The sequence below is a fragment of the Acidobacteriaceae bacterium genome, from assembly GCA_035944135.1.
In the GTDB taxonomy this organism is placed as follows: Bacteria; Acidobacteriota; Terriglobia; order Terriglobales; family Acidobacteriaceae; genus Granulicella.
The window spans coordinates 793,167-807,918 of the sequence record DASZBM010000010.1 but is presented as its reverse complement, the minus strand read 5'-3'; the positions used below and the strand labels follow the sequence as shown (position 1 = coordinate 807,918).

Here is a 14,752-nt window from a genome sequence, read left to right as displayed (position 1 = left end):
TGCGGGTGCCGCACATCTCGGTTCTGAGATGTGGGTTCGCAGTTGCCTTTAGAAACTCCCGGCAAAGATCGATTTCAGCTTCTGCCGCAGCCCCTGCTCCTCGCTCGCCTTCCTCACCTGCGTGCGATGCGTGTAGAGCAGCATCCCGATCGCCGTCGAAAACTCCGGCCGCGCCAGCTCCGCCGGCATCCTGCTTAGCGGCACCGGGTAGCCAATCCGCGCCGGGACGCGCAGTAGGCTCTCTGCGTGATCGAGCAACCCGACCATGTGCGCTCCGCCTCCGGTGAAGACGCAGCCCGCGCCCATCGCCTCCAACACGCCGCCTGCGCGCAGGTTGTCGCGCATCATCATCAGCAGCTCGCGCCCCCGCGGCTCCAGAATCTCCGCGAGAAACCGCTGCCGAACCACACGCGCCGCCGCACCGCCGGTCGCCAGGTCACCGCCAATTTCAATCTCGTTCAACTGCGGCACAGCCGTCACCACGCAGTTACCGAGGGTCCGCTTCAGGTGCTCGGCCTCTTCTACGCTCACGTGGAGACCCACGGCCAGATCGTTCGTGAAGTGATCGCCGCCGATCGGCAGCACCGCCGTGTGCGCCACCGAGCCCTCAAAGAACACCACCAGCTCCGTCGAGCTCGCGCCAATGTCCGCCAGGCACACACCAAGCTCGCGCTCATCCGCGCTCAGTACGGCCTCGGCCGAGGCCAACCCCTCAAACACCGTGTCCACGACCTCGAGCCCTGCCCGGTTCGCGCACGTAATCACGCTTTGCGCGGCGCTACCCGAGCACGTCGACATGTGCAGGCAGACCTCCAGCCGGTTGCCGACCATCCCTACCGGGTCGTGGATCCCCGCCTGATCGTCGAGGATGAACTGCTGCGGCAGCAGGTGCAGCACCTCGCGATCGGGAGCGAGGCCAATCGACCTTGCGCGGTCGATCGCGGAGCGCACATCCTCTCGCGTAATCTCCTTCATCCGCGAGCCCATCGTGATGCCGCCCTGCGAATTCATCCCGCGGATATGCGGGCCGCCCACGCCCACCACAGCCGTCTCAATCGGCGCTTTCGTCGCTCGCTCCGCTGTCAGCGCGGCGTCATTGATCGCCGCCGCCGCCGGTCCCAGGTCCGAGATCACGCCCTTCCGCATCCCACGCGAGGGCTCAATCCCATGCCCACGATAACGGAGCACACCATCCGCCAACTCAGCAACCATCACGCAGCTCTTTGAGCTGCCGGCGTCCAGTACCGTGATGATGCTTTCGTTCTTCGGATTCATTGGGCCCCCGCTGCAGCCGGTTTCCCACGAGCCACTTTGGCCCGCCGCGCCGCAGCTAGATCAGCAAATATCTTGCCATTGCCCGTCTTCGTTTTTCCAGCGGAAGTTGTAGCCTTCGCCTTCGCCGCTGCGGTAGAGGTATGAGAAACCTGTTTCGATACTGGTTTCACTGCTGCTTTCGGGGAATTGACGTGGGTTTTGGGAGCTGAAACGACCGGCGCCGCCGGCGCGGCACTCGCACTTTCGGCCGCCGCATCCGACGCCCCGGAGTCTCCAACCAGCGGAACCCCCGTTCCCGGCTGCATCTCCAGCACCACCTGGCGCTCATAACGCATGTCCGCCGCGGCCAGCTTCGGATACTGCTGCTTCCATTCCGGCAGATGCTGCTCAAACTCCTGATAACGATGGAGAAACTGCTCATCCCCGAAGTGCACCAGGATGTCGCTTCCGCCGCCGGAAACGACGGCCTTCACGTCCTCAGGGTTCGAGACATCCACCTCGCTGATGGTGCTCGAGTTCTTCTGCCCGGCGCTGTCCAGCTCCTGCATGAAGCGCTGAAAGATCGCCATGCGCGCCGCCCGCGTCGACAGCGGATCGTTCACCGAGAGTCCGGTGAGCACCGGGAACGAATAGTGCGGATCACCCGCCGCATCCTGAGGCATATCCAGCAGCACGCCACCTGCGTCCACAAGCCCAATCTGGCTCCCGTGCCGCACGAACGCCACTGGCGTCCTTTCGGTCACGGCAATCCGAATGCGGTTCGGCAGCAGGCGCATCACTGTGGCGTGCGCTACCCACGGCAGCCGCTCCAGGTCGGCCCGTCGCTCATCCAGCGGCACGCGGAAGATGTTCCGTTCGAGGTCCGCGCCGAAGACGCTCAGGACCATCTCCCGGGTCACATTGTGATTGCCGACAATCTGAACATCCTCTGAGGTCGTCATCACGAAATGGCTGTCGTGCAACAGGGCACTCCGAGCCGCCGCGAACGTCGCGAAAAACACGCCGAGGACCATCAGTAACCCGACCGCAAACAGCCCGCGGCCGATCCAGCTCTTGGGCAACCCCCTCCGGACCTTTAGCTTAAGGCCGCCCTGCCGTTTGAACGCCGGCTCGTCATACTCGTCTGCGTAATCGTCCGGAGCCGGACCCTCTTGTGGCGCGTAACTTGACTTTCGCGCAACCCGCGCAGCCCGACGACGCGGCGTTTCCACCTCGTAGGTGGATTCTTCCTCGGGCGCATCCAGCACCCCAGCTCCGCGCTTTGAACCCATCTTCATCTCCGGCCGGCCCGAGCTCGAGCAGTTTTCCTGAAGATATCGGCGGAGCGAAGATGCTGACGCCGTTTTCTCTCAAGGAAAACGGCCCTCTCTTCTCTCGGCCAACGCCAAACATCAGGAAACTGCTCAAGGCCGCGGACAAATCGCCTTCCCAACTATAACGGGCTAACCCGCTTGGAAAACGCGTCCTTCGCCCCGGGTATCCCCGCAGGAACTGCAACCCTCGGGTCAGAGGCGTGAAACGAAGAGGTCTAATTTTTCGTAAAGCGAAAAATCCGGCAGGATTGGGCGCACCGGCGGTTTGGCGCCCCTCCGCGCCGTCTCTACCGAGCTGCGCCCAGCGCCACTGCGCCGTTCAAATACGCCACCAACAGCCCCCTGTTTGCCGCGCGATAGGCCGGGTACTCATGCCTGAGACCTGCATCATGGAAGTTCAACATCACGAACGGTTCCAGGAATCCATGTTTCTGCAGGATCAGCATCGCCCTGATCCCCGGATCCAGCTTGTCTTCGGTCACCGTGCCGGCCGCCATGTTCTTCTGCACATCCGCCAGCATCGCGTTCAGCGCAGCCATCTCCTCATCCAGCGTGTGCACATATCCCTTCGGCGTGAATTGCCCGTTCACGCCCGACGCTCCTGCCATCACTAACTGGCCCGCCGCCGGCGCGCCATGCGAGACTCTCACGCGCTCGTATACCAGCCACGATGACCGTCCATCACCCGTCTCTTTCTCGAGCGCCGTGTCAACCTTCAGCTTTCCATCAGGCGTCGTAAACTCCGGCCGGTTCACCCGCGGAATCACAAACGACGTCCGCGTCACGCGCGCCCACTCCTGCAACTTGGACCACGTCGCTCCCGTGAACGGCTCTGCGATCACCGCGTCGACATACTTCGCCTTCGCTCCCATCCTGTCGCCCGCCGCAAACAGCTCGTCGCCCCAGTAGCGGTAGGCTGTTTCGCGGTCCGGGTCGATCGTGACCGCCTTCGCGAACCACAGATTCGCATTCTTAAAGTCCTTCAGGTGAAAGTACGTATCGCCCGCATTCAACGCCGGCATATACCATTGCGGGTCTGCCTGGCTCGCCTTCACGTACAGGGGAGCCGCGGCTGCATAATTCTGCTGGTCAAACACCTGCTGCGCCTGCCCATACAACGCCTGAGCCTTCGCCGAAGGCACATGCGTATAACCCACCGTCAGTGGGGGAATGCCCAGCGGCGCATTCGCCGCCGCCGCCGCCGGCGTCTTCGAAGCCGCATTCAAAATCGAGACAACATACGGGCTGTTATCTCCCAGCGACTGTGCCCGGCGAATCTCCGACATCCCGGCATCCGTCAATGCAGCCTTTGCCTTCGGGTCAGCAGTGACGTCCGCCTTCGCCAACAGCCCGGTTCCGTGCCTCTCCGCAAACACGGCGACGGTCTGGTCCTGCCTGCAGAGATCCTCATAGAGCGGGAGAGCATCCAGCGTTTTCCCCGCGAGATACAGTTGGTTCGCCTGCTGCCGCTCCGCGTCAAAGTTCGCCTGATGCTGCGGCGCCGCCTGCTGCGCCATCGCCCCCACACCCAACGAAAGCAGAAACACCACACTCCAGCGCATAAAAATACGCTCCTGCAATCCACTGCTTTTTAGTTGCGGCAAGAGTCTAGCACCACTCCACCAACTACTAACTACTAACTGTCGGCGGCTTCCAGCCTCTTCAGGACCACCGACCCGGCCTGCGACACACTTCCCGCCCCCAGCGTCATAATCAAATCGCCTTCGTCTGCCTGGGCCGCCAACCGCTCCACCGCCTCATCCACACTCGCCGCATACTCCACTGTCGCCCCGCGAATTGCCTTGGCCAACGCCTCGCCCGTCACCCCCGGAATCGGTTGCTCGCTCGCCGCATAGATATCCAGCACCTCCACGGTGTCCGCATCTCCAAACGCACCCGCAAACTCGTCCATCAAGTCCCGCGTCCGCGTATACCGGTGCGGCTGAAACAGAACCAGCACGCGGTTGTATCCACACTCCCTCGCCGCCTGCAGCGTCGCCTTAATCTCCGTCGGATGATGCCCATAATCATCCACCACCGTCACTCCGCGCACCTTGCCCTTGATCTGAAATCTGCGATCCACGCCCCTGAACCCACGCAGCGACTCCGCAATCTGCTCCGGCGCAATCCCCAACTGCACCCCGATCGCCACCGCCGCCGTCGCGTTCAGCAGGTTGTGCCTTCCCGGCACATTCAAATCAAAAGGACCCAGCAACAACCCCTGCGCACTCACCTCAAACGTCGCATGACATCCCGGCTGCGCCTCACGCACGCGCAACCCAAAATCAACTCGGTCACTTACGCCATACGTGTAAACCTTTCGCGTCACCCGCGGCAGAATCCCCTTCAGCCGCGCATCATCCGTGCACGCCGTCACCGCTCCATAAAATGGCAGCTTGTCGATAAACTCCACAAACGCCGCCTCCACATCCTCCATATCGCGATAGGCATCCATGTGCTCGCGATCCAGATTCGTCACCACCGCCAGCACCGGACTCAGCTTCAAAAAGCTCCGATCACTCTCATCCGCCTCTGCCACCAAATACTGCGAACGCCCCAGCCGCGCATTCGACCCCATCGCATCAACGCGCCCGCCCACCACCACCGTCGGGTCCAGTCCTCCGCCCGCCAGCACCGACGCAATCATGCTCGTCGTCGTCGTCTTCCCGTGCATCCCCGCCACAGCGATCCCGTACTTCAGCCGCATCAACTCCGCCAGCATCTCCGCCCGCGGAATCACCGGCGTCTTCCGCGCCCGTGCCTCCAGTACCTCCGGGTTGTCCTTCGCCACAGCAGAGCTCGTCACCACCACATCGCACGCGCGGGCGTTCTCCGCCGCATGCCCCACGTAGATCGTCGCCCCCATTTTCTGCAGACGCTCCGTCACGGCACTGGCTTTCAAATCCGACCCCGAAACTGCATACCCCATCGTCAGCAGGATCTCCGCGATCCCACTCATCCCAATCCCCCCAATCCCGATAAAGTGCACCCTCTGCGACGGCGCAAACATTGCATGTTGCGGCAAGCTCATCTCGACAAAACCCCACGTCCATTCTGCACGAATTCCGCTATGCTCTCGCTGATGGTTTGCGCACGGTATTTTTCACTGATTCTGCTCGGCTCTGCTCTCGTTACGCAGAGCTCTTCGGCCGGCACATCGATAGGCTTCGTTGTGCCGGCTGTAGGTTGTTCCTCCAATGGACAGATGGGTCCGAGATCTGGTCCAAAGGATCAGTGGCATCCCACGAATCTGCTCCCCGAGCAGGCGAAATATCTTGCTTGGTACGCCGCGGCAGAAGGTCCCGGCATGCTCGCTCCCCGCGGTTGGCATTGCTTCGGCACTTACGGATCTAACGGCGAGAGCCTGTTCATTAGCCCCGAGCCGATCAGCACCACGGATTTCTTCGGCAAAACGAGATGGCCCGGCCTCAATATTGGCATACAACTCACAATCAGCGATGGCAACACCTCTGGAAGATTTGAAATCGCGAGAACAATCGCGCGCGTGTTTCCAAAGCACATGGGCTTCGCTCGCGCTGTGATCGCCGAACAGATAGAACCGACAAAGGACTTTCCTCGTGGACCGTATCCGAAGGACCTCCTTCATCACGTATCCCCTGAACTAGTCGAGTTCACTACACCTGCAAACCAGCAGGGACTTGGCACCCATTCATGGATCAAGCGTGCGAGAACCCCGATCGAAGGAATGGTTCAACTGCGCGGTGGGTTCGTCAATGCAAGCGATGATCCCTTCATGGCAAGCGTGTATATGCGTCTTCCACCTGAACTGTCGCCGATGCGAGATGAAATCCTTCATGACGTCGAATACACCGATTCGCTCGAATTTTCCCTGAATTTAGCCCAGCCTTGATTTATTCTCCCCGCAAATGCACATCATCAGCCGCTTCGCATTGGCCGCTACGCTTCTATCAAGCCCACTCGCATGCGCACAAACCACCCAAACCCTCCTCGCCACACCCACCACCGTCGCATGGGGCTTCTACTCCGCGCACGCAAAACCCGCGCTCACCGTCCACTCCGGCGACACCATCATCATGCAGACCGCCTCCACCTGCGGCCCGCCCGAGCGCCTCGAAGCCGAAGGCGTTCCCGCCGCCCAAATCCCCGACTGGCTGGGCCGCCTCTACAAAGAAGTCCCAACAACAGACCGCGGCCCCGGCGGGCACATCCTCACCGGCCCGGTCGCCATCGCCGAAGCTGAACCTGGCGACGTCCTCGAAGTCCGCGTCCTCCACATCCAGCTCGACACCGACTTCGCCTGCAACGGCTTCGGCGCCGGCCGCGGCTTCCTCCCCGACGACTTCCCCTACGGCCGCACCAAAATCATCCCGCTCGACCGCAAAGCGATGCTCGCGCACTTCGCGCCCGGCATCGATATCCCGCTCCATCCCTTCTTCGGCTCCATGGGCGTCGCCCCGCCCGAGTCCGCCGGCAAGTGGAACTCCGCCCCACCCTGGATGCACGGCGGCAACATGGACAACAAAGAGCTCACCGAAGGCTCCGTCATCTTCTACCCCGTCAACGCTCCCGGCGCGCTCTTCGAAGCCGGCGACGGCCACGCCGGCCAGGGCAACGGCGAAGTGGACATCACCGCGCTCGAAACCTTCCTCACCGGGACGTTCCAGTTCATCGTCCACAAACGCGATCCCAATGCGCCCGAATCAGCACGCCTCCTCTGGCCGCGCGCCGAAACCCCGCGCTATTACATCGCGATGGGCTTCAGTGCTGACCTCAAGACCGCCGCCGAGATGGCCGTCCGAAACATGATTACCTTCCTCACCGAGCAAAACCCGGACGCCCCCCACCTCTCACGCGACGATGCCTACTCCCTCATCTCCGTCGCCTGCGACGTCGACATTACACAGCTCGTCGACACCAATGACGGCGTTCACGTCATGTGTCCGAAATCTCTCTTCACCAAGACCAGTGCGCCGAACTCTCCCGCCAAATGAAAAAGAGCCGGCCCCTTCCGGGAACCGGCTCCGTTTGAGATTCGGATTGTCTTTTACGACGCGCGACGAAGAACCGTCGGGTCGGAGGCCGCCGCTGCCGGTGTTCCAAGCAGCTCATCGAACAGCGACCGGTAGTACACCATTGCCTGCCGCAGATCTTCCGTAGATGCACTGCCGGTGCTGCGGCGAACCGCAATTTCGCGTGCGGACCGGTAGTTCTGCACCACGGTCGGGTAGTTCACCGAGATATCCTCGGCGCGTTGATCGAAATCGCCCATCGGATATCCGCGTGCAGTCATGACGCGGTTCACAAGGCGATCTGCCTCATTGACAGCCATGGACGGATCGTCAACGAAACGCCGCTGCACTGCCGCCCATTCATCCGCATATGCCGCGCGTTCTGAAGCGGGCAGTTCACGAATCGTCAGCTTATGAACACGTTCCTCCCGCTCAGCCAGCGCAGCCTCTGCCTTGGCGGCATTGCCATGCTGCTGCAGCGCGCGGTCATATTCGGAGCCAAAGTGTTGTTTGAGATGCGTGGATCTTTGCCGCCGGCGGGAAATCACAATAGCCGCTATTACGATGATGGCCAGCACAACGATGATGGCTACAAGAACCTTGGGATCCATCGATCTTTATCCCTCCAGTCATTCTTCGATGCACGTTCAGGCGCAACGCGTGGCACGCACGCATACAGAATTGCGCACATCACCAGCTAATAAGTTGCAGAAGAATGAGATGGAGTGCGTGCGGCGTACGCGGGAATACCGGTCCGCCGCATCGCAGCTACAGGTTGGACGATCTGTTTCCGGTGATAAGACGAAGAATCAACGTGAGAATCACGGCGCCGATCACAGCAATGATGATCGACATAACCAGTCCGTGATCTCCGCCAAATCCAAGATGCGTTGCGATAAATCCACCGATCAGCGCTCCCACAATGCCGACGATGATATCCATCAGCGCACCGTAACCCGAGCCCTTCATTAGCTTTCCGGTGAGCCAGCCAGCGATCAGACCAATAATGATCCATGCAATAATCCCGTGCCCCATAATAAAAACCTCCAGGCTGAAGTTTTTGACTACAGCGGAGAAGGCTATCAGAGCGCAGTGAAATCTGCACAGAAGTCTCCATTCCGCAATGTTGACGAACGCTGAAGCGGCATCTCATCAGCAGGTGCCGATCGACGGTGACGCGCAGAGCTCTCCCGCCTTTCGCATGAATTCCCCCAATGGAGTGTTCCATGAGCCAGACCGTAACGGATGAACGACTCACCACCGCCGATATCGCGAACTCTCCGCGGCCGACGCAGATTTCGAACGCAAACGACGCGGGAAGGGACCCCGACTTTCCTGATCTGCGGAAAGACACCATTGCTCTTCCGGCCGATTCAAACACGGCTTCAGCCACGAACGCGGCTGCAAACACGGATGCACACGCTCCCCTCTTCCCTGAAAACGAGACGCGCGATCTCCGCACCCGCTGGGATAAAGCGCAGGGTATGTTCGTCGACGAACCACGCAAGGCCGTAGAAGAAGCCGATGCGCTTGTCGCTAACGCAGTAAAGCGCATCGCAGAGCTCTTCGCCGACGAGCGCGCAAAACTCGAGCAGCAGTGGGATCGCGGTGACAACGTCTCCACCGAAGATCTTCGCGTGGCGCTCCGTCGCTACCGTTCCTTCTTCGAACGACTTCTCAGCTTCCAATAATCAGCTTCCAACAAAACAAACCGGGGGAGCTTTCGCTCCCCCTCTTCCTTTGCTGCAAATTCTCTTTCCGATCACGACGCAGACCGCCAACCACCTTGACGCTGCCTGCCTGGGCGGCGTAGTTTCTTGAGTCTCACTTCAGCGGGTCCTTTCTTTAGCAGCCGGATCATTTTCGGCGAAAGGCATCTCTATGCGCATGATGGTGCGGTTTACGTTTCCACACGAACCCTTCAACTCTGCCGTGCGCGACGGCAGCATCGCCCAGAAAATGAAGAAGATTCTCGACGAGCAGAAGCCGGAAGCAGCCTACTTCATGGATCACAATGGCCGGCGCAGCGCCGTGCTGATCATGGACCTTCCCGAGTCCTCGAAAATTCCCTCCATCGCCGAGCCGTGGTTCCTCACCTTCAACGCGGACGTCGAAATGCATCCCGTGATGACACCACAGGATCTGGCCGCAAGCGGGCTGGACGAGCTCGGCAAAAGGTGGCGCTGACATCAAGCGCGAGAATCCCGGCTCGCATCCCTGAAACAGCGGCTAGTCGCTGTCATCCTCGATCTCCGGTGGGCCATCACTGAGGCTGCTAGGGATGCGCCTTAATCCAGCGATGTGCGGTCACGTCCATCAGGATCGACACCGCGAGTAGGAAAACCGAAATCGCCAGCGCACCCACAATCCACGGCAATTCAATCCGGCCCTTGAGCATCAGGTAGTCCAGGATCCCGAAGACAAGCACAAGTACCGCAGCCTCTGCGAAGAACGCCGAGCAGCGCCGTGACACAATCGCGATCACATCAAGGTTCACCGTCGAGCGCGGCGTCGCACTCGAGCCACGCACTGCGAGATGGCCCGGCTCTGCAAGATGGATGGAACGGCTCCCGTCAGCGGCAGTTTGAGCAGAACCCGATTCGTGGTGAGCAAGTTGATTGTGAAGCATAAGGCACCCTTTTCTTCTGCTCCCAGTCTGCTCCCAGTCCCTTGACTACTCCAAGTCAATTTCAGGTAAATAGCTGATTTATAATGCACTTATGCATATGTATTCGTGCCCAGTGCATAAACTCCCATGCTACGGACTTTTAATCTTTCCGGCTGAGAGACTGGAGCGGGCCTGTGCCATTCCACACGGGAAGGGAGTCTCCGATGCGATATCTCCAGGCGTTAGGAAATCGACGCGCAACATATAGAAAACGTGCCGCAGCGTTGCTCATCGGCTTCTTTATGCTCCTCGCGCCCACAGCCTGGGCGAACGATCCTCCTGACAAGAGCCAGACGAAAACTCAGGCGCAGCAGATCGACGAGCTTCGCTCCATGGTGCTGCGATTGCAAGATCGCGTTGACGGCCTCGAGCGGCAGCTCAACGAGCGCCGAAATCCCGAAGCTGCGCCAGGCTCCTCCGCGCAGAGTGATAGCGCGAGTCTCTCATCGCAGGGGCCATCCGCGCTCTCCTCCGACGCCAGCGAGCTCGCCGCAAATCTCCCTCTTCGTCCGGCGCCGGCGCAGCCCATGCTCCCTGCACCTGCATCCCAGCCTCAGCCGCAGAGCCAGGCCTCCGCTTCGCCGCTCGCCTCTGTACTCCCCGCCACTCTGCCTGGAGGAGCGACGCTGAATTACACGCTCGACGGCTACTACGAATTCAACTTCAACCAGCCGCCCGGCCGCGTGAACTATGTCCGCGCCTATGACGTTCTCAGTAACGTCTTCAGCATCAACCAGGCCGATGTCGTGCTCGCCCTTGATCCCGACGTCAGTAAAAATCGCCGCTACGGTCTTCGGCTTGACCTCCAATTCGGTCAGGCAACCGACACACTCCAGGGCAATCCCGCGAACGAGCCGCGTCCGCAGATCTATCAGAACATCTTTCAAGCCTACGGCACTTACATCGTCCCGCTGGGCAGCGGGCTCAACATCGATGTCGGCAAATGGGCAAGCTCTCTCGGTGCAGAAGGCAACTACACCAAAGACCAGATGAACTACACGCGCTCTTTTTACTTTTATTTCCTGCCCTTCTATCACCAGGGCGGGCGGGCAAGTTACAAGTTCAACGACAAAATCCAGGCGAACTACTGGCTCGTCAACGGCACCAATCAGTCCGAACCCACCAATGGATACAAGGACGAGATGTTCGGATTTGTCCTCACACCGACGAAGACCATCACGTGGACGAGTAACTACTACCTCGGCCAGGAACACCCTGATTCCACACCCGCGAATAACTGCACGGTGCCCGTGCAGCCGGGTCTCTGCGAATCTCCCATCACTCCCGCGCCCAACGGCAAGCTACATATCTTCGATGACTACATAAATTGGCAAGCCACTCCAAAGCTCACGCTCATCGCCGAGGGTGACTACGTCATCCAACGCGAGTGGGCGAATGCAGCTCCAGGGCACTCGTCTGCTCCTTCGCATGTCGATGGCGGCGCAGCTTACATTCAGTATCAGCTCACGCCCAAGGCCTCTCTCGCCACACGTGGCGAGTACATGTCCGACCCGCAGGGTCTCTTCAGCGGCAAATCGCAGGCTCTCAAAGAGTGGACCGGCACCTGGAAATACAACTTCGGCGAAGGCTTCGATGCCTTCCTCGAGTACCGCACCGACTGGACCAATCAGCCGTACTTCCTGACACACAACCCCGGCGCCGCCGTACAACACCAGACGACGGCGACACTCGGCCTCGTGTGGTGGTACGGCGGCAAGCAGGGCACGTGGTGAACCTTACTTGATGGCCGAATTCACGCTTACGTAAGTGAAGAACGGCTATTTGACAGACTTGATCGTCAATGTGCCGTTGTCCAGTGTCGCGTCGACCGTGACCTTCTCACCGGCGTGTTCCTTCAGCATGTCCGGATTCGAAACCTGATAGACCTTGCCTTTGACGACAAGCACAGCGGGCGATCCGCCTTCGATGCACTTCTTCGCGCAGGCCGCATGGTCAGCGCTGGACACTTTGTCAGGATTCTTCGCGCACATCGCGTCGGATACCCATCCGGTAAACGACTCGGCGAATGCAGACCCGGCCATAAAGGTGAGAGCAAGTGTAGCGAGCACAGCGATCCGTTTCATTCAAGCCTCCTGCGAGTTAAAGTTACGGCGCGATTATAGACCCGCAATGCCTCGTCAGTTGTCACGTGGCAGCATTTGACGTTGCCTGCCACCTCTGTGACACTCGCCCGTATGCGATACGGCGGACGCGTGGAGTACGCGCATCAACGCAGCATTCGTCAGTGGAACAAGCCTCACTATCGCCTCGCGCACTGGCCCATCTGGATCTGGGTCTTCTTCCTTGTCCCCGGACCGCTTACGTTTCGGCTGTTTGCCGGCGAAATCGGTTGGCCCAATCTCGGGTGGCTACTCGCTGTGCTCGCCGGTACGGGGACCGCCGGTCTGCGTGGGCAGCTCCCGGGGGTCGAGCCACGGCCATACATCCTGCGCTTTGACGAAGACCGCCCGAACCCGCTCTACCGCCGCATCTGCTACACCTTCGCGTGGAACGCGCTCCTCAGCTTCGCCGCGCTCAACATGCTCGCACTCGCGATCGCGGCGGCCACGGGTGCCTGGCGAATGAAACAGCTTTATCAGTGGGGATACGCGCCGGCATGCGGCCTGGTCATTCTCGCCGGTGCCTTCGGCATCCTTCCGCGCGCCGGTGTGTCCACGAAGGCCGAAGGCAATGAGCGCCGCTTCTTCTACACCGCCGTCTGGGGCGTAACCACTGCGCAGACCTTGCTGCTCGTCCTCTGGAAGGCGCTTCCACTGAGCCGCAAAACCGCGGTCATGAAGCTTGCAGTCTTCGCCGCCACGCTCACTCTCATCGGGATCGCTGGCCTGCGTGGACTTCTTCCGCGCACGCGCCCAATCGTCGCGGGCGAACTGATCATCGCCGACTGAACCCCGCCTACACGCAGCCGAATCCGACCTTCAATAATTCTGAATCCTGCTAACTGCCTGCTGCATAACGCGTGAAACCGTATTCGTGAACTTGCCCTTGATGTCGCGGTACACGCCGTTCCCGCTTGGAACCGCAACGAAGTCATCGAGGTCCGAAAACCGGACCGTCGGAAAGCGTTGTTGGTTTGCGGCCAGAAACTGACAGAGCCGCTCGAACCGCTCCACCACGTCCCACCGGATCACGGGCGGCTTCGTGCGGTGGCGGCGCCTGGTGAGCATCTCGAAGGAGTGCGAAACAACAACGAAATACTCCCACCCTGAGGCCTCTGCCGCGTGCAGCGCATGAAGCATCTCCGCTGTGCTGCAGGCGCATAGCTGCGCCGGCCGGAAGTGGCCGACGAAGTCTTCGAAGACCGCAACCGGCAGCTCCTGCACGCCGTTATAGTCCGTCAGGTGTCCTGCGGATTTTGGCGGCGGTGACAGGCACCTCTTCTGTCCGTAGGTGCGATTGAAGCTGGAGTCATAGCGGATGCCGCAGCGTGCAAGCGCAACAAGAGTGTCCGCATTCGCGGCAAATCCACCGGCGCGGAATGCCACTGGAGGAGGAGCTCCGGCCTGCTCCAATCGCGCCCCCGCAAACCGGATAACCGCCTCCTGTTCGGCAGCCGAGTACGCGCTGAGCAGGTGACTCCGGCCAGGGACCCCGATATCGGGTATGTACGGCAACCACTCCGTATGAGGGTGTATCTGGATATCGTGTCCACCAGACACGATTGCCTGCACAATCTCTCGGAGTGGCTGCTCGCCGATCTCCGGAACCGCCGCAAACAGGCTCTCAACCATGAAGCTCGCTTTCAGGCCGTGCTGCGACAGGGTTTTGAGCTGGTACTCAAGCCCGACCTCATGCCCGTCTACCTGACCGTACAAATCGCGCTTCATGTCGGCCGCCAGATGGTCTTGCTTCCAATTCCGGCTGATGGGGTGCGCCTCTGTGTCGACGGTGATCAGGACCTTGAGCATGCTGGTCGTCTCAGCTTACTGATGGACTACGAAGTAGCCAACTGATAGATGCGTCGCAACTAGACTGATTCGGCCCGCCGAGCCGGCCGACCGGAAGCCACAAAAGGCCCAACCCGGCTTTCGCTGGGTTGGAGAGGTTTCGTAACAGGCAAAGCCGCTGGAGTTATCCGGGAGGCTGGGGCGTCGAAGGCGGCGTTGTGGGTATTGTGCCCGGTGCGCTAGTCGGAGGGCGCTGGGTGTTCGAGTTTCCCTTCGTGTCTCCGGTCGTACCCGTGGTGGAGGGGCTTGTTGTTTCGGGGTAGGTGCCGGGGGTTGCTGGGGTGGTACCAGGGGTTGTCGGTGTGACCGGCGAGACCGGCGTGCTCGGTGTAATAGGCGAGGTCGGGGTGGTGGGTGTTGTCGGAGATTTCGGCACGGTTGCAGTACCCGGTGTCGTCGGGGTGGTCGGGGATTGCTGCGGGGTGCTTTGTGCGGCTGCCAGGCCGGCAAAGCCACCAAGGATAAAGAAGGCTGCGAGCTGATAAACCTTCATAGGCCCTCCTACAAGCTGTGCGATGCCATTCAGGGACGCGGAGG

16 protein-coding genes are annotated in these 14,752 nt (G+C 60.5%); 6 read left to right on the top strand and 10 right to left on the bottom strand.

Annotated features, from left to right (window positions below; all coding sequences use genetic code 11):
* Nucleotides 1–48: 48 nt before the first annotated feature.
* The 4 genes from ftsA to murC all read right to left on the bottom strand — a co-directional run bounded on the left by ftsA (nt 49) and on the right by murC (nt 5,598).
* The gene (gene ftsA, locus VGU25_17780) at nt 49–1,275 is read right to left on the bottom strand and encodes a cell division protein FtsA (protein HEV2579060.1); all 1,227 of its coding nucleotides are present in this window, start codon (nt 1,273–1,275) and stop codon (nt 49–51) included.
* Nucleotides 1,272–2,546, bottom strand: a complete 1,275-nt coding sequence (locus tag VGU25_17775) for an FtsQ-type POTRA domain-containing protein (GenBank protein ID HEV2579059.1) — start codon at nt 2,544–2,546, stop codon at nt 1,272–1,274. The genes ftsA and VGU25_17775 overlap by 4 nt, the downstream gene beginning before the upstream one ends.
* Before the next feature lie 329 nt (nt 2,547–2,875).
* The gene (locus tag VGU25_17770) at nt 2,876–4,150 is read right to left on the bottom strand and encodes a hypothetical protein (protein ID HEV2579058.1); all 1,275 of its coding nucleotides are present in this window, start codon (nt 4,148–4,150) and stop codon (nt 2,876–2,878) included.
* A gap of 74 nt (nt 4,151–4,224) precedes the next feature.
* Nucleotides 4,225–5,598 (bottom strand): UDP-N-acetylmuramate--L-alanine ligase, encoded by a 1,374-nt coding sequence (gene murC, locus VGU25_17765; GenBank protein HEV2579057.1) that lies wholly within the window; start codon nt 5,596–5,598, stop codon nt 4,225–4,227.
* Nucleotides 5,599–5,895: 297 nt separating this feature from the next.
* On the opposite strand from murC, the gene VGU25_17760 reads away from it, so the two are divergent.
* Both VGU25_17760 and VGU25_17755 read left to right on the top strand, forming a co-directional pair.
* Complete coding sequence (locus VGU25_17760) at nt 5,896–6,459, top strand: hypothetical protein (protein ID HEV2579056.1); 564 nt, start codon at nt 5,896–5,898, stop codon at nt 6,457–6,459.
* A gap of 16 nt (nt 6,460–6,475) precedes the next feature.
* Nucleotides 6,476–7,561 (top strand): acetamidase/formamidase family protein, encoded by a 1,086-nt coding sequence (locus tag VGU25_17755; protein HEV2579055.1) that lies wholly within the window; start codon nt 6,476–6,478, stop codon nt 7,559–7,561.
* A gap of 53 nt (nt 7,562–7,614) precedes the next feature.
* Here VGU25_17755 and VGU25_17750 read toward each other — a convergent pair whose 3' ends face one another.
* Together VGU25_17750 and VGU25_17745 are read right to left on the bottom strand one after the other, a co-directional pair.
* Nucleotides 7,615–8,190, bottom strand: coding sequence for a hypothetical protein (locus VGU25_17750; GenBank protein HEV2579054.1), 576 nt, complete (start codon nt 8,188–8,190; stop codon nt 7,615–7,617).
* A 157-nt stretch (nt 8,191–8,347) separates the two neighbouring features.
* The gene (locus VGU25_17745; GenBank protein ID HEV2579053.1) at nt 8,348–8,614 is read right to left on the bottom strand and encodes a GlsB/YeaQ/YmgE family stress response membrane protein; all 267 of its coding nucleotides are present in this window, start codon (nt 8,612–8,614) and stop codon (nt 8,348–8,350) included.
* A gap of 191 nt (nt 8,615–8,805) precedes the next feature.
* Here VGU25_17745 and VGU25_17740 point away from each other — a divergent pair, with 191 nt between their 5' ends.
* Entirely contained in the window at nt 8,806–9,270 is a 465-nt protein-coding gene (locus tag VGU25_17740; protein ID HEV2579052.1) for a hypothetical protein, read from the top strand.
* A gap of 268 nt (nt 9,271–9,538) precedes the next feature.
* A complete protein-coding gene (locus tag VGU25_17735; GenBank protein ID HEV2579051.1) occupies nt 9,539–9,766 on the top strand; it encodes a panthothenate synthetase in 228 nt (75 codons plus the stop codon).
* 88 nt (nt 9,767–9,854) lie between these two features.
* On the opposite strand, the gene VGU25_17730 is transcribed toward VGU25_17735, so the two are convergent.
* Nucleotides 9,855–10,208 carry a hypothetical protein gene (locus tag VGU25_17730; GenBank protein HEV2579050.1) on the bottom strand — a complete coding sequence of 118 codons (354 nt, stop codon included), beginning with the start codon at nt 10,206–10,208 and terminating at the stop codon, nt 9,855–9,857.
* Between the two features lie 203 nt (nt 10,209–10,411).
* On the opposite strand from VGU25_17730, the gene VGU25_17725 reads away from it, so the two are divergent.
* Entirely contained in the window at nt 10,412–11,980 is a 1,569-nt protein-coding gene (locus tag VGU25_17725) for an outer membrane beta-barrel protein (protein HEV2579049.1), read from the top strand.
* 45 nt (nt 11,981–12,025) lie between these two features.
* On the opposite strand, the gene VGU25_17720 is transcribed toward VGU25_17725, so the two are convergent.
* On the bottom strand, nt 12,026–12,331 hold the full coding sequence (locus VGU25_17720) for a hypothetical protein (protein ID HEV2579048.1): 306 nt from the start codon (nt 12,329–12,331) through the stop codon (nt 12,026–12,028).
* Nucleotides 12,332–12,412: 81 nt separating this feature from the next.
* On the opposite strand from VGU25_17720, the gene VGU25_17715 reads away from it, so the two are divergent.
* Complete coding sequence (locus VGU25_17715) at nt 12,413–13,156, top strand: hypothetical protein (protein HEV2579047.1); 744 nt, start codon at nt 12,413–12,415, stop codon at nt 13,154–13,156.
* 30 nt (nt 13,157–13,186) lie between these two features.
* Here the strand turns inward: VGU25_17715 and VGU25_17710 are convergent, their stop codons facing one another.
* Nucleotides 13,187–14,176, bottom strand: a complete 990-nt coding sequence (locus tag VGU25_17710) for a polysaccharide deacetylase family protein (GenBank protein HEV2579046.1) — start codon at nt 14,174–14,176, stop codon at nt 13,187–13,189.
* 163 nt (nt 14,177–14,339) lie between these two features.
* Entirely contained in the window at nt 14,340–14,708 is a 369-nt protein-coding gene (locus tag VGU25_17705) for a hypothetical protein (protein HEV2579045.1), read from the bottom strand.
* Nucleotides 14,709–14,752: the final 44 nt, after the last annotated feature.

Excerpts from the sequence above, each read along its gene's own strand:
- VGU25_17755 (HEV2579055.1), top strand. The coding sequence starts at position 6,476 with ATGCACATCATCAGCCGCTTCGCATTGGCCGCTACGCTTCTATCAAGC.
- VGU25_17745 (HEV2579053.1), bottom strand. The coding sequence starts at position 8,614 with ATGGGGCACGGGATTATTGCATGGATCATTATTGGTCTGATCGCTGGC.
- VGU25_17705 (HEV2579045.1), bottom strand. The coding sequence starts at position 14,708 with ATGAAGGTTTATCAGCTCGCAGCCTTCTTTATCCTTGGTGGCTTTGCC.
- VGU25_17710 (HEV2579046.1), bottom strand. The coding sequence starts at position 14,176 with ATGCTCAAGGTCCTGATCACCGTCGACACAGAGGCGCACCCCATCAGC.
- VGU25_17775 (HEV2579059.1), bottom strand. The coding sequence starts at position 2,546 with ATGGGTTCAAAGCGCGGAGCTGGGGTGCTGGATGCGCCCGAGGAAGAA.
- VGU25_17770 (HEV2579058.1), bottom strand. The coding sequence starts at position 4,150 with ATGCGCTGGAGTGTGGTGTTTCTGCTTTCGTTGGGTGTGGGGGCGATG.
- VGU25_17735 (HEV2579051.1), top strand. The coding sequence starts at position 9,539 with ATGAAGAAGATTCTCGACGAGCAGAAGCCGGAAGCAGCCTACTTCATG.
- VGU25_17760 (HEV2579056.1), top strand. The coding sequence starts at position 5,896 with ATGCTCGCTCCCCGCGGTTGGCATTGCTTCGGCACTTACGGATCTAAC.
- ftsA (HEV2579060.1), bottom strand. The coding sequence starts at position 1,275 with ATGAATCCGAAGAACGAAAGCATCATCACGGTACTGGACGCCGGCAGC.
- VGU25_17720 (HEV2579048.1), bottom strand. The coding sequence starts at position 12,331 with ATGAAACGGATCGCTGTGCTCGCTACACTTGCTCTCACCTTTATGGCC.
- VGU25_17740 (HEV2579052.1), top strand. The coding sequence starts at position 8,806 with ATGAGCCAGACCGTAACGGATGAACGACTCACCACCGCCGATATCGCG.
- VGU25_17730 (HEV2579050.1), bottom strand. The coding sequence starts at position 10,208 with ATGCTTCACAATCAACTTGCTCACCACGAATCGGGTTCTGCTCAAACT.
- murC (HEV2579057.1), bottom strand. The coding sequence starts at position 5,598 with ATGTTTGCGCCGTCGCAGAGGGTGCACTTTATCGGGATTGGGGGGATT.
- VGU25_17725 (HEV2579049.1), top strand. The coding sequence starts at position 10,412 with ATGCGATATCTCCAGGCGTTAGGAAATCGACGCGCAACATATAGAAAA.
- VGU25_17750 (HEV2579054.1), bottom strand. The coding sequence starts at position 8,190 with ATGGATCCCAAGGTTCTTGTAGCCATCATCGTTGTGCTGGCCATCATC.